General features: G+C 70.4%; 10 protein-coding genes. All 10 read right to left on the reverse strand.

Annotated elements, in window-relative coordinates; translation table 11 throughout:
• Positions 1-29 precede the first annotated feature (29 nt).
• The 10 genes from gap to B3G12_RS06750 all read right to left on the reverse strand — a co-directional run bounded on the left by gap (position 30) and on the right by B3G12_RS06750 (position 13,562).
• Positions 30-1,037: a type I glyceraldehyde-3-phosphate dehydrogenase gene (gene gap / locus B3G12_RS06705; protein ID WP_144942654.1), complete on the reverse strand. Its 1,008-nt coding sequence runs from the start codon at positions 1,035-1,037 to the stop codon at positions 30-32.
• Positions 1,038-1,288: 251 nt separating this feature from the next.
• Positions 1,289-2,302 (reverse strand): DNA-binding protein WhiA, encoded by a 1,014-nt coding sequence (gene whiA / locus B3G12_RS06710; protein ID WP_144942653.1) that lies wholly within the window; start codon positions 2,300-2,302, stop codon positions 1,289-1,291.
• 47 nt (positions 2,303-2,349) lie between these two features.
• Positions 2,350-3,423, reverse strand: a complete 1,074-nt coding sequence (locus B3G12_RS06715) for a gluconeogenesis factor YvcK family protein (RefSeq protein WP_144942652.1) — start codon at positions 3,421-3,423, stop codon at positions 2,350-2,352.
• A 26-nt stretch (positions 3,424-3,449) separates the two neighbouring features.
• Positions 3,450-4,367 carry an RNase adapter RapZ gene (rapZ, locus tag B3G12_RS06720; RefSeq protein WP_290499771.1) on the reverse strand — a complete coding sequence of 306 codons (918 nt, stop codon included), beginning with the start codon at positions 4,365-4,367 and terminating at the stop codon, positions 3,450-3,452.
• Between the two features lie 63 nt (positions 4,368-4,430).
• Positions 4,431-6,497: an excinuclease ABC subunit UvrC gene (gene uvrC, locus B3G12_RS06725; RefSeq protein WP_290499772.1), complete on the reverse strand. Its 2,067-nt coding sequence runs from the start codon at positions 6,495-6,497 to the stop codon at positions 4,431-4,433.
• A complete protein-coding gene (locus tag B3G12_RS06730; RefSeq protein WP_144942649.1) occupies positions 6,490-7,179 on the reverse strand; it encodes a lysophospholipid acyltransferase family protein in 690 nt (229 codons plus the stop codon). Before B3G12_RS06730 ends, uvrC begins: the two co-directional genes overlap by 8 nt.
• A 12-nt stretch (positions 7,180-7,191) precedes the next feature.
• The gene (locus B3G12_RS06735; RefSeq protein WP_244944652.1) at positions 7,192-7,911 is read right to left on the reverse strand and encodes an HAD hydrolase-like protein; all 720 of its coding nucleotides are present in this window, start codon (positions 7,909-7,911) and stop codon (positions 7,192-7,194) included.
• The gene (uvrA, locus tag B3G12_RS06740; RefSeq protein ID WP_290499793.1) at positions 7,908-10,898 is read right to left on the reverse strand and encodes an excinuclease ABC subunit UvrA; all 2,991 of its coding nucleotides are present in this window, start codon (positions 10,896-10,898) and stop codon (positions 7,908-7,910) included. The genes B3G12_RS06735 and uvrA overlap by 4 nt, the downstream gene beginning before the upstream one ends.
• An 88-nt stretch (positions 10,899-10,986) precedes the next feature.
• Entirely contained in the window at positions 10,987-12,915 is a 1,929-nt protein-coding gene (locus B3G12_RS06745; RefSeq protein WP_290499773.1) for an MDR family MFS transporter, read from the reverse strand.
• Entirely contained in the window at positions 12,912-13,562 is a 651-nt protein-coding gene (locus B3G12_RS06750) for a MarR family winged helix-turn-helix transcriptional regulator (protein WP_290499774.1), read from the reverse strand. Before B3G12_RS06750 ends, B3G12_RS06745 begins: the two co-directional genes overlap by 4 nt.
• Positions 13,563-13,573: the final 11 nt, after the last annotated feature.

Here is a 13,573-nt window from a genome sequence, read left to right on the forward strand (position 1 = left end):
GGGGCACCGGCGCCACTGAACGGTCTGACTCAGAGCTTATCGGCCACGTACGAGACGAAGTCCACCAGGCGGATGGTGTAGCCCCACTCGTTGTCGTACCAGGCGATGACCTTGACCTCGTTGTCGATGACCTTGGTCAGCGGCGCGTCGAACACCGTGGAGACGTCGTAGCCCTCGATGTCCTTGGAGACCAGCGCCTCTTCCGAGTACTCGATGATGCCCTTGAAGGGGCCCTCCGCAGCCTTCTTCACGGCGGCGTTCACGGCCTCGACCGTGACGTCCTCGCGCACGTCCACGGTGAGGTCCACGAGCGAGCCCGTGGGGACCGGCACGCGGACGGCGAAGCCGTCCAGCTTGCCCTTGAGCTCCGGGAGCACGAGGCCCACAGCGGCTGCGGCACCGGTGGTCGTGGGAATGAGGTTCAGCGCGGCCGCGCGGGCACGGCGCAGATCCTTGTGGGGGGCGTCGTGCAGGCGCTGGTCACCCGTGTAGGCGTGGATGGTGGTCATCAGGCCGCGCTCGATGCCGAACTCGTCGTTGAGAACCTTGGCCAGCGGCGCCAGGCAGTTGGTGGTGCAGGAGGCGGCCGAGACGATGTTCATGGTCTCGGGGTCGTAGGATTCCTGGTTCACGCCGTAGACGAAGGTGCCGTCAACCTCCTTGCCCGGGGCAGACAGGACGACCTTCTTGGCGCCCGCGTCCAGGTGCGCCTTGGCCTTGGGACCGGTGGTGAAGCGACCGGTGGACTCGATCACGATGTCCACGCCGAGCTCGCCCCAGGGCAGCTTGGAGGGGTCAGGCTCGGCCAGGAACTTGACCTTGTGGCCGTCCACCGTCATGACGTCCCCGTCCAGGGAAACGTCCGTGCCGAGACGGCCCATCACGGAGTCGAACTCGAAGAGGTGCTTGAGCGTCTCCGGATCGGTGAGGTCGTTCACCGCGACCAGCTCGATGTCGTGGCCGTGGTGGCTGTACAGCGCCCGCGCGAAGTTGCGGCCGATGCGCCCGAAACCGTTGATGCCAACCTTGACTGTCACTGCGATCTCCTCTGTGTCGTGGTGCGGCAGGCCGCGGTCGTCATGGCCGCGCTACCGTGATGTTGGATCGAAACCAATCGGTCTCATTCCCACACCGCAGTGGCCGCCCATCGGGCGGTCCCGCCTGGTCTTTCGGCTCTATTCTACCGGGATCCGGGCCGCTGCGACAGTGGCAAAACCGAGTTTTCACGTCTCATTCACCTGACCCCACACAAACCCACATGAGGTCGGACCCGCCAAGAGGCCGCCAGTCAGGCGTTGGACCGGGCCGGGTCCGTCTGCTCGGCGTGCTCCGCACTCGCGTGGGCCGCGAACTCGGACGTGGTGGCCACGCCGAGCTCCTCCGCGCGGCGGTCAGCCATGGCGAGCAGGCGTCGGATCCGCCCCGCGATCGCGTCCTTGGTCAGCGGGGGCTCGGACAGCCTGCCCAGTTCGTCCAAACTCGCCTGCTTGTTGGCCACCCGCAGCCGACCCGCGGCACGCAGGTGCTCGGGCGCCTCGTCGCCCAGGATGGCGAGGGCGCGCTCGACCTTGGCGCCCGCGGTGACGGCGGCCTGGGCGGAACGGCGCAGGTTGGCGTCGTCGAAGTTGGCGAGCCGGTTCGCCGTGGCCCTCACCTCCTTGCGCATGCGGCGGTCCTCCCACTGCAGCAGGGCCCGATGGGCACCCAGACGGGTGAGCAGCGCCGCAATGGTGTCGCCGTCGCGCACGACCACCCGGTCCACTCCGCGGACCTGCCGCGCCTTGGCGAGCACGTCCAGGCGCCGGGCCGAGCCCACGAGCGCAAGTGCCGCCTCTGGACCCGGGCATGTGAACTCCATGGCGGCCGCCCGCCCCGGCTCCGTGAGCGAGCCGTGGGCCAGGAACGCTCCTCGGATCACGGCGGCGGACTCCTCCACACTGCCGTTGACCACCGTGGGCGGCAGTCCCCGCACCGGGCGCCCGTGGGCGTCCAGCAGACCCGTGCGACGGGCGAGGGCCTCACCGTCCTTGGCCACCCGCACCACCCAGGTGCGGTCGCGGCGCAGCCCCCCGCCGCTGATCACGCCGAGCTCGCAGTCGTGGCCGAAGACCTCTCCCACGGTCCGGGCCGTGCGCCGGGCCACGGACTCGGTGTCGAGCTCCGCCTCCACAACGATCCGTCCGCCCACAATGTGCAGACCACCCGCGAAGCGCAGCAGGGCGGAGAGCTCCGCGGCGCGCACGGCCGACTTGCGGACCTGCAGATGGGCGAGTTCTTCCTTGACCGAGGCGGTCAATGCCATGACGGACGATCTCCTTGACGCTAGGTGGACGGAGGGGTACGGGGCCGTCAGCCCCGCGCGTTCATGATCTGCTGGTAGGCGGCGGCCAGTTTGAAGGGGTTGTGCGCGGAGCTGCCGTTCTTCTCCCGCAGGGAGTCCCAGTGCACCTCCGCTCCCAGCTGGGCGGCCGCGGCCTCGACGTCCTTGGGCGACTCGGCCGCCGAGGGGTCCGCGAGGACGACGTCGAGGCGCAGCTCGGGCGCGTAGCGCTGAAGCACGCGCAGCTGGTCTCCCGAGCCCATGCTGAGGGTCTCCGAGTCCCGCGAGAGGTTGAGCGTGACGAGACGCTTGGCCGGGGACGCGCAGATCGCGTCCCGCAGCTCGGGCAGCAGCAGGTGAGGCAGCACCGAGGTGTGCCACGAACCGGGACCGAGCACCACCCACGCCGCCTCCTCGATCGCGGAGACGGCCTCCGGGCACGCCGGGGCGTCCGCCGGGCTGAGCCGCACGTTGCACACGTCCGCCTCCTTGGCCAGCCGGGACTGGCCGGTGACGGTTCGCACGATCTTCTCAGGGGGGCACGCCGTCGTCGGGCTGCTGCCCGGGGAGACATCTCCCTCGATCACGAGCGGCTCGCAGCTCATGGGCAGCACCTGGCCGCGGGCGCCGAGCAGCGCGCCGGCCCAGCGCAGACCTTCCACGGGGTCCCCGAGAAGCTCCCACAGCGTCACGATGAGCAGATTGCCGAGGGCGTGGTTGTCGAGCCCCTCGTCGGGGTGCTGCTCGACGCTGAAGCGGTGCTGCATGACGTCGCTCCACGTGCGGCCCCACTGGGAGTCGTCGCACAGGGCGGCCAGCGCCATCCGGAGGTCACCGGGGGGTAGCACGCCGAGGTCATCGCGCAGCCGGCCGGAGGATCCACCGTCGTCCGCGACCGTGACGACCGCCGTGAGAGCCGGCGCCAGCAGCCGCAGGGCCGAGAGGCTCGCGGAGAGACCGTGGCCACCGCCCAGGGCGACCACGGAGTCCGCGTCCGTGAGGGATTCTCGCGCGGAGGGGTCCAGGGAGTGGTAGGGATCCACGTCGCGGCGGCTGCTCAGCGGCAGCCGGGGCAACGCACCCGTCGAAGGAAATGTGCTCATGGGATCCGTCATGTCAGGGGGCGGGACTATTCGCGGCCCATGTCCCGGTGCTGGATGTTCACAGTCACCCTCGGGGACTTGCCAAGCCTCCGGGCGACCTCCTCGGTGATCGCGACCGAGCGGTGCTTACCGCCCGTGCAGCCGATGGCGATGGTCGCGTAGTGCTTGCTCTCGGTGCGGTAGCCCGCGAAGACCGGTTCGAGCATGGCCACGAAGCGGTCCACGAAGGTCTGGGCGCCCTCGTCGCCGAAGACGTAGTCCCGCACCTCGGGATCCTTGCCCGTACGGGGGCGCAGCGCGGGGACCCAGTGCGGGTTGGGGATGAACCGCACGTCCGCCACGAAGTTCGCGTCCGCGGGCACCCCGTACTTGAAGCCGAAGCTCATCACGGTCAGGCGCAGCACCACGGGCCCGCTCGTGGAGAACATGTCCGCCACGGCCCGGGTCAGGGCGTGCACGTTGAACGAGGAGGTATCCAGCACCGAGTCCGCCGTCTCGCGCAGGTCCTTCAGCGTCTCCCGCTCCGCCCTGATCCCGTCCAGGATCCGCCCGCCGCCCTGCAGGGGGTGGGGCCGGCGCTGGTGCTCGTAGCGCGAGACCAGCACCTCGTCCGACGCCTCGAGGTAGAGCACCGAGAACTCGACGCCTGAGGTCTCCAGCGCGGCCAGGGTCTCCTTCATGTCGTTGAACAGGGCCTTGCCGCGTACGTCGATCACGACCGCCAGCTTGGGCAGGGTCTGCGGGGCGCGGCACGCCAGGTCCGCGAGAGTGCCGAGCATCTGTGGCGGCAGGTTGTCCACCACGTACCAGCCCAGGTCCTCCAGTGCGTTCGCGGCCGTGGAACGGCCCGCGCCCGACATCCCGGTGACGATGAGCAGCTCCGTCGTGGGAGGCTTCACCGGCTCCAGCGCGTGGTGTGCGGCATCCGGGGGTGGGGTGCTCATGGGGTGAAGGACCGCCTGATCTGCCGACTGCAAGGTTCCCCTCCAGGGTAGACCAGTTTCACGTCAGTCGAGCAGCTCTCCGGTCTCCGTATCGATCACGGGCTCGCGCACGGCGGACTCCCGGCCGCCCAGGGCCTCCGCGACCTTCACCGCCAGCGCGGGGCCGAAGCCGTTGACCTCGAGGATCTCCTCCGCGGAGGCCGCCCGCAGCTTCTTGACCGAGCCGAAGTGCTTGAGCAGCGCCTTCTGCTTGGCCGGGCCCAGCCCGGGGATCTCGTCCAGGGCGGAGACCGTCATGGCCTTGGAGCGCTTCTGCCGGTGGAAGGTGATCGCAAAGCGGTGGGCCTCGTCCCGGACCCGCTGCATCAGGAACAGCCCCTCGGAGGCGCGCGGCAGGATCACGGGGAACTCGTCGTCTGGGACCCAGACCTCCTCCAGGCGCTTGGCCAGGCCCACCACGTGCACGTCCGTGACCCCGAGGTCGTCCAGTGCCTGCTGGGCGGCGGCCACCTGGGGCGGGCCGCCGTCCACGATCACGAGGTTGGGCGGGTAGGCGAACGCGCGCGACGACGCGTCCTCCGTGTCCGCCTCGACCTCGCCCGTGCTCACGCCCTTCTCCTCGGCGCGGCGCTGCTGCTCCACGTGGCGGGAGAACCGGCGGTGGATCACGTCGTACATGGAGGCGGTGTCGTCCCGGGCGGCGTCACCGGTGATCGAGAACTTGCGGTACTCGGACTTGCGGGGCAGGCCGTCCTCGAACACGACCATGGAGGCGACCACGTTGGTGCCCTGGACGTGGGAGATGTCGTAGCACTCGATGCGCATGAGCGCGTCCGGCAGCCCGAGCGCCTCCTGCAGCTGCTGCAGCGACGCGGAGCGGGTGGTGAGGTCTCCCGCGCGGCGGGACTTGTGCAGCGCCAGCGCCTGCCGGGCGTTCTCCGCCACGGTCTCCAGCAGCTGCGCCTTCTCCCCCCGCTGGGGCCGCTGGATGCTCACGTGCGAGCCGCGCAGCTCGCTCAGCCACCCGCGCAGCTCGTCCGTCTCGTCCGGCTCCGCGGACACGTAGACGGTGCGCGGGATGGTGTCCTGGCGGTAGGCGAGCTCGGAGGTCCTGCGGTGCTGGCCCACCACGTCCTCGCTGCCCTGGGCGGCACTCCTGCGCCGGGTCCGGGCGGGCTGCGCGAGCCCGGACTGCGCCTCCCCGTAGACCTGCTGCAGCAGGTTGGTCATCAGCTCGGCGGTCGTCACGTCCTCGACCTTCTCTGTGACCCACCCACGCTGGCCACGGATGCGCCCGCCGCGCACGTAGAACACCTGCACGGCGGCCTCGAGCTCGTCCTCGGCGATCGCGAAGAAGTCCGCGTCCGTGCTGTCCGGCAGAACCACCGTGTTGCGCTCGAACGCGCGCTCCAGGGCGGCGACGTCGTCCCGCCGGGCCGCGGCCGTCTCGAAGTCCATGCGCTCGGCGGCCTCGTTCATCTGGCGCGTCAGCTCGCGGATGTACGGCTTGGCGTGCCCGGCCATGAACCGGCAGAGGTCGTCAGCGAGCTCCCGGTGGTCCTCCCGGGAGATCTCCCCCACGCAGGGTGCGGAGCACTTGTCGATGTAGCCCAGCAGGCACGGCCGGCCGCTGCGCTCGGCCCGCTGGAACACGCCCTTGGTGCACGTGCGCACGGGGAACACCCGCAGCAGCGCGTCCAGGGTGTCGCGGATGGCCCACGCCTGGGAGTAGGGGCCGAAGTAGCGGTTGCCCGGCTTCTTCTCCCCCCGGGTGACCATGGCGCGCGGGACGTCCTCGGACATCGTCACGGCCAGGTACGGGTAGGACTTGTCGTCCCGGTAGGCGATGTTGAACCGCGGCGCGAACTCCTTGATCCACGTGTACTCGAGCTGCAGGGACTCGAACTCGGAGCCCACCACGGTCCACTGCACCGCGGCGGCCGTGGTCACCATGGCCCGCGTCTTGGGCGCGAGCTGGTTCAGCGGCGCGAAGTACGAGGACAGGCGGTTGCGCAGGTTCTTGGCCTTGCCCACGTAGATGACGCGGCCGTGCTCGTCCCGGAAGCGGTAGACGCCCGGATTGGTGGGGATGTCCTGTCGTGCCGGCCTGTAGCTTGCCGGATCAGCCATTCCCCAGGTCCCTCTGCGCCGACGGCGACACGTTGTAGACGTCCTTGCGGGGCTGGCCCGAGAGCCCGGCAATGGTGTCCATCACCTGGGCCACGAGATCCTTGCGCATCCGCCCGGTCTGGCGCATGCCAGCGGCGGGCACGGTGATGGGCTCCCCCACGTGCATCTCGAACTTGGCGGGGCGGATCATCGTGGCCCCCGGGGGCTGCAGCCGCTGGGTGCCGATCATGCCCACCGGCACCACGGGAGCGCCCGTGAGCAGGGCGAGGTAGGCGACGCCGGAGTGGCCCCGGTAGAGGTAGCCGTCCCGGGAGCGGGTGCCCTCCGGGTAGATCCCGAAGACCCGGCCCTGCTGCAGGTGCTCGACCGCCGGCTGCAGCGCGGCCACGGACTCGCTCTGCAGCCCGCGGGCCACCGGGATGATGTCGATGAACTCGAAGGCCTGACGCATCAGGCGGCCCTTGATCCCCGGGCTGTTCACGTACTCGGCCTTCGCGATGAACTTCACGCGGCGCGGCATGAACGCGGAGATGATGACCGAGTCCAGGAAGGTGAGGTGGTTGGAGGCGATGATGACGGGCCCCGTCTCGGGGAGCCGGTCCACGCCCGTGATCACCGGTCGGCAAAGCAGCTTGAGGGTCCGGGCCACCGTGGCCTTGGTCACGTCGTACTTGGTGATCATCGCTCGCGCTCCCTACTGCTCCGTGTATGGCAGGAGCAAGTGTGCCAAATCACCGGGCTCGTGGGCGAGTGCGGCACATTCGCCCTCCAGCTCGCCGGGCTGAGCGAAGCCCCACAGCGCGCCCACGCAGTCGATGCCGTGGCTGCGTGCGCCGTCCGCGTCGTAGCTGCGGTCCCCCACCATGACCGTGCGGGTGGGGTCGGGGGGCAGCGCCCCGAGCCTGCGCAGGGCCTCGCCGATGATCGCGGGCTTGTCGTGCAGGGGTCCGGGCGCGTTCGCGGCACCGGGGCCGTTCCCCGCACCCGCACCGGGACCGGCGAGGTCGTCCGCAGCGCCGGAGACGGTCTCGAAGTACCCGGCGAGGTCGAAGCGCTCGACCACGGTGGTCGCGATGCGCTCGGGCTTCTGCGTGGCGACGGCCTGCCGCACGCCCCGCTGCGCGAGGGTGTCGAGCACCTCCCGGATCCCGGGGTAGAGGCGCGTGCGCTCGAGGCCCTCGGTGAGGTAGCCGGCCCGGTAGACGGAGACCACCTGTCGGATCTGATCCTCCGGGACGTCGGTGTAGCGCCGCAGGGACTCCCCGATGGGCGGTCCGACGAAGCGTTCGAGGTTCTCCGGGACGTCGAACCCACACGTCCACAGCGCCTCCGCGATGCCGTCCGTGATGGCCCCGGCGGGGTCCAGGACGGTGCCGTCCAGGTCCCACAGCACCACGGGCCGCTGCGGGCTCACGCCCGCTCCCCCGACGTCGCCATCTCCCGCGTGGCCGGCTCGCCCGCCTCGTGGGCGGCTTCCCTCGCGGCGGAGCTCTCGAGCACCTCGCGCAGGAACTGGCCCGTGTAGCTGTCCTCGTTGCGGGCCACCTGCTCCGGGGTCCCCTCGGCCACGACCGTGCCACCGCCCGAGCCGCCGTTGGGGCCGAGGTCCACGATCCAGTCCGCGGACTTCACGACGTCCAGGTTGTGCTCGATGGTCATGACGCTGTTGCCCTTGTCCACGAGGCTCTGCAGCACCATCAGCAGCTTGCGGATGTCCTCGAAGTGCAGACCCGTGGTGGGCTCGTCCAGGACGTAGATGGTGCGCCCGTTGGAGCGCTTCTGCAGCTCCGCGGCGAGCTTCACGCGCTGGGCCTCGCCACCGGAGAGGGTGGTGGCAGGCTGGCCCAGGCGCACGTAGCCCAGGCCCACCTCCACGAGGGTGTTGAGGTAGCGCGCGATCGCGGTGAACGGGGCGAAGAACTCGGCCGCCTCGTCGATGGGCATGTCCAGCACCTCGGCGATGTTCTTGCCCTTGTAGTGCACCTCGAGGGTCTCGCGGTTGTATCGGGCCCCCTTGCACACCTCGCACGGAACGTAGACGTCCGGCAGGAAGTTCATCTCGATCTTCAGCGTGCCGTCACCGGAGCACGCCTCGCAGCGCCCGCCCTTGACGTTGAAGGAGAACCGGCCCTGCTGGTAGCCGCGGACCTTGGCCTCCTGGGTCTCCGCGAAGAGCTTGCGGATCCGGTCGAAGACCCCCGTGTACGTGGCGGGGTTGGAGCGCGGGGTGCGCCCGATGGGGCTCTGGTCCACGTGCACCACCTTGTCCAGGTGCTCCAGCCCGTCGATGCGCCGGTGGCGACCCGGCACCTGCTTGGCACCGTTGAGCTGGTTGGCCAGGCTCGTGTAGAGGATGTCGTTGACGAGCGTGGACTTCCCGGAGCCGGAGACACCCGTGACGGCCACGAAGACCCCCAGGGGGAAGTCCACCGTGAGGTTCTGCAGGTTGTTCTCGCGCGCCCCGACCACCGTCAGCTGGCGCTTGGGGTCGATCGGGCGGCGCTTCCGGGGCACCTCGATGAGCCTGCGCCCGGTGAGGTAGTCCGCGGTGATGGACTCCCGGTTGTGCAGCAGCTCGTCGTAGGTGCCGGAGTGCACCACGTCACCGCCGTGCACGCCGGCGCCGGGTCCCACGTCCACGACCCAGTCGGCCTCGCGCATGGTGTCCTCGTCGTGCTCCACCACGATGAGCGTGTTGCCCATGTCCCGCAGCCGCAGCAGGGTGTCGATCAGGCGCCGGTTGTCCCGCTGGTGCAGGCCGATGGAGGGCTCGTCCAGGACGTAGAGCACGCCCACGAGCCCGGCGCCGATCTGCGTGGCCAGCCGGATCCGCTGCGCCTCTCCGCCGGAGAGGGTGGCCGCGGCGCGCTCGAGGTTGAGGTAGTCCAGCCCGACGTCGATCAGGAACGTCAGGCGCGCCACGATCTCCTTGAGCACTTGGTCGCCGATCTTCGCCTCGCGGCTGTCCAGCTCCAGCTGCTCGAAGAAGGTCAGGGAGTCCCGCATGGGCAGCCGGGTGGCCTCCGCGATGTTCTTCCCGCCCACGGTCACGCCGAGGATCGTGGGGTTCAGCCGCGCGCCCCCGCACTCGGGGCAGGCCACCTGCCGCATGTACTGCTCGTAGCGGTCCTTGGCGTGGTCCGACTCGGTCTCCTCGTGCTTGCGCTTGATGTAGCCGAAGACCCCCTCGAAGCCCTGGGTGTAGCGCCGCTCGCGGCCCCACCTGTTCTTGTAGGCCACGGTGACCTTGTAGTCCTTGCCGTGCAGGATCGCCTTGCGCGCCTTGGTCGGAAGGTCCTTCCAGGGCGTGACGAGGTCGAAGCCGACCTCCTCGCCGAGCCCGGCCAGCAGCCGGTTCCAGTAGTCGCTCGTGGCCTTGCCGAGGGACCACGGTGCAATGGCACCCTCCACGAGGGAGAGGTCCGGGTTCGGGACCACGAGGTCCTCGTCCACCTCGAGCCGCGAGCCGATGCCGTCGCACTCGGGGCACGCGCCGAAGGGCGCGTTGAAGGAGAAGGAGCGGGGTTCGATCTCGTCCGTCTGCAGCGGGTGCTCGTTGGGGCACGCGAGGTGCTCGGAGAACGTGCGCCGGGCATCCGCCCACGGGGACTCCTCCCCCTCTCGGGTCACGAGCTCCACCACCACGCGCCCGGAGGCCAGGTTCAGGGCGGTCTCCACGGAGTCCGTGAGCCGCTGCCGGGCGTCCGGCTTGGCGGTCAGGCGGTCCACCACGACGTCGATGGTGTGCTTGTACTGCTTCTTCAGCTTGGGAGCGTCCTCCAGCTGGACGGTCTCGCCGTCCACGACGGCGCGCGCGTAGCCCTGCTGGCTCAGCTGCTGGAACAGGTCCTGGAACTCGCCCTTGCGGCCCTTGACCACGGGTGCGAGCACCATGAAACGGGTGCGTTCGGGCAGCTCGAGCAGCTGGTCCACGATCTGCTGCGGGGTCTGCTTGGTGATGGGCTCCCCGCACACGGGGCAGTGCGGGTGGCCGATGCGCGCCCACAGCAGACGCATGTAGTCGTAGATCTCGGTGATGGTGCCCACCGTGGAGCGCGGGTTGCGGGAGGTGGACTTCTGGTCGATGGACACCGCCGGGGAGAGCCCCTCGATGAAGTCCACGTCCGGCTTGTCCACGCGCCCCAGGAACATGCGCGCGTAGGAGGACAGGGACTCGACGTAGCGCCGCTGACCCTCCGCGAAGATGGTGTCGAACGCGAGCGAGGACTTCCCGGACCCGGACAGGCCCGTGAACACGACCATGGAGTCCCGCGGGATGGTGAGGTCCACGTTCTTCAGGTTGTGCTCGCGCGCCCCCTGCACCACGATCTCCGTGAGGTCCGAGACCCCGGAGGCACGGGTCTTCGGCGCGTGCTCGTGTGCCGTGCGCTCGGCGAGCACGGACGTGGACTGGGCATCGGATGAAGGGGTTCGCTCTGACACGGCTGCAACTCTAGTCGCTGCCTCCGACACTCTTGGCGGCCCCGCGTCAGGCGCGGTGGCGGCCGCGCCCGGACGAGCTCTGCTCAGGCGACCCGTGATCCGGGGACCCGTACTCGGGCGCCCCGTGCTCAGGCGACCCCGCCTGCCCGTCCGGCTGCGCGGCGTCGTCGTCGGCACTGCTGGCCACCGCAGCGGAAACCGAGGGGTCCGAGGGGCCCGTCGTCGCGGGAGCCGCCGCGTGCGAACCGCGGGGCGACAGGGCCTCCTCGCCCCGGCGCTCGTGGGCGGAGCGGCGCAGGCCGGAGGCGCGCGCGTCGACCACGGGGATCTGCCCCGTCTCGGCGTGCTGCATGCGCAGCCCGGCGGCCGCAACCGGGTCCATGCGGCGCTGGACCACCGTGATCTGCCCGGTCTCCGGGTCCACCTCGGCCACGTCCACCGTGGCCCGCAGCGGGACCTCCACCATGAGCAGCACGCACGCCAGGGTGACCAGGGACGCGATACCCGCCACCAGGAAGAGCAGACCGGTGCCCGTGCCGTAGGCCTCGCGGATCGCTTCCAGCACGGCGGGCGGCAGGCCCGCGAGGTCCATCGAGGCGGCGTCCGGCGTGGCGGAGGAGTCCATGCCGTGCTCGGCGGCGAAGGCCGTCATCTGCGTGGAGAGGTGACGGGTGAGCAGCGCGCCGAAGAGCGAGACGGCCACGGCGCCGCCCACGGTGCGAAAGAAGGCCACGGCCGAGGACGCCGCACCCATGTCCTTGAGCCCCACGGTGTTCTGCACCGCGAGCACGAGGTTCTGGTTCAGCGTGCCCACGCCCAGGCCCACGAGGCAGATGAACACCCCCACGAGCCACGCCGGCGTGGTGTGGTTCAGCTGCGAGGCGAGGAACAGGCCCGTGGAGAGCACCATACCGCCCACGATCAGCACGCGCTTCCACCGGCCGAAGCGGGTGATCAGCTGCCCCGCGACCATGGACCCCAGGAACGAGCCGACCACCTGCGGGAGCATGAGCAGGCCGGACTCGGTGGGCGTGTAGCCCTGGCCAAGCTGGAAGTACTGGCCCAGGTAGGTGGTGGAGGCGAACATGGCACCGCCGGTGGCGATCGCGGCGATGATCGCGAGCACGGTGGTGCGCTCCGTGATCACGTTCAGCGGCATGGCGGGCTCGCTCGCACGCCGCTCCACGGCCACGAACGCCACCGTGCCGAGCACGGTCACCACGATCAGCGCGATCGACTGCCACGAGCCCCACTCGAAGAGCTTGCCCGCAAAGGAAACCCACAGCAGCAGCCCGGAGGTGGCCACCGCGAGCAGGGCCATGCCCAGCACGTCCACCTTGGGTGTCTGCTCGCGCCGGACCTCCGGCACGCGCAGCGTGCGCACGATCAGCACCGCCGCGAGGACGGACAGCGGCACGGGGATCAGGAAGCACCAGCGCCAGCCGAAGGCGTCCACGATCAGCCCGCCCAGCAGCGGCCCCACGGACGTGGCCACGGCCATCACGGCCCCCATGTACCCCGCGTAGCGCCCCCGCTCGCGCGGGGCGATGATCGCTCCCAGGATGGTCTGGGACAGCGCCGTGAGACCTCCCATGCCCACGCCCTGGATCACGCGGGCCACCACGAGCATGGTGATCGAGCCGGCGAGACCCGCGACCGCCGAGCCGACCACGAAGATGGCGATGGCGCCCAGCAGCAGCTTCTTCTTGTCGAAGAGGTCGGCCAGCTTGCCCCACACCGGGGTGGTGACGGCGTTGGCGAGCAGCGTGCCCGTGACCGTCCACGACAGCGCGGTCTGGTCCCCGCCGAGATCCGCCATGATGACGGGCAGGGCGGTGCCGATGATGGTCAGGGTGACCATCGCCATGAAGAACGCGGCGAGGATTCCGGTCAGGGCCCGCAGGACATCGCGGTGCTCCTGGTCGGGGGTGCGGGCGGTGCGGGCGGGGCGGCCCGGGTCCTGGGTGGCTGTCACGAGCGGGTCTCCTCTCCGCGCTCCGGGGACACCGGTGCGGCGGGTTGCGGGGGTGGGGTGTGGGACTCAGTCTCCCGGGCAGCGGGCGGTGTGCTCTCCCGGCCGGTGCCCAGCGACCGCGTCAAAAGGTCCGTGAGACTGGACAGGTCCTCGCGGGTGCGGCGCGCCTGGGCCTCGTCCAGCCCGGCCAGCCGGGCGGCGAGGTGTTCGGCGTCCTGGCGCAGGTGCGCCTCAAGCGCCCGGCGACCGGTCTCCGTGATGTCCACGATCTGGGCGCGGCCGTCCTGAGGGTCCTGCGCGCGGGCCACGTGGCCCAGCTGCTCCAGGGCCGCGAGGTGCCGGCTCATCCCGGACGCCCCCAGGCTGGACTCGGCCACCAGGTCCTTCGCGCGGCGACCAGGCCGGCACGAGAGGAACGTGAGGACGTTCACCTGCGACGTCGACAGCTCCCGGTGCGCCGCCGTCTCCTTGAGCACCCGGCGGGTGGCCCGCTGCAGCTCGAACAGGTCGCGGACGAGCTCCTCGGCGGTCTCGCGGGACAGGGGCACGGGCACGGGCACCTCCCGGGCGGGGTCGGAGGGCACACGGGTGCCACGGAAAGATATTTGTTTCACGCAACTATATGGTGCGATGCGTGCCGCGTCCACGGGGACGGTGT

Origin of the sequence: Kocuria sp. UBA5001 (assembly GCF_002398425.1) — a bacterium.
Classification (GTDB): Bacteria; Actinomycetota; Actinomycetes; order Actinomycetales; family Micrococcaceae; genus Kocuria; species Kocuria salsicia.

Bases quoted from the DNA above. Each gene is read 5' to 3' on its own strand.
- uvrC (WP_290499772.1), bottom strand. From the start codon at position 6,497: ATGGCTGATCCGGCAAGCTACAGGCCGGCACGACAGGACATCCCCACC.
- B3G12_RS06730 (WP_144942649.1), bottom strand. From the start codon at position 7,179: ATGATCACCAAGTACGACGTGACCAAGGCCACGGTGGCCCGGACCCTC.
- rapZ (WP_290499771.1), bottom strand. From the start codon at position 4,367: ATGAGCACCCCACCCCCGGATGCCGCACACCACGCGCTGGAGCCGGTG.
- whiA (WP_144942653.1), bottom strand. From the start codon at position 2,302: ATGGCATTGACCGCCTCGGTCAAGGAAGAACTCGCCCATCTGCAGGTC.
- B3G12_RS06715 (WP_144942652.1), bottom strand. From the start codon at position 3,423: ATGAGCACATTTCCTTCGACGGGTGCGTTGCCCCGGCTGCCGCTGAGC.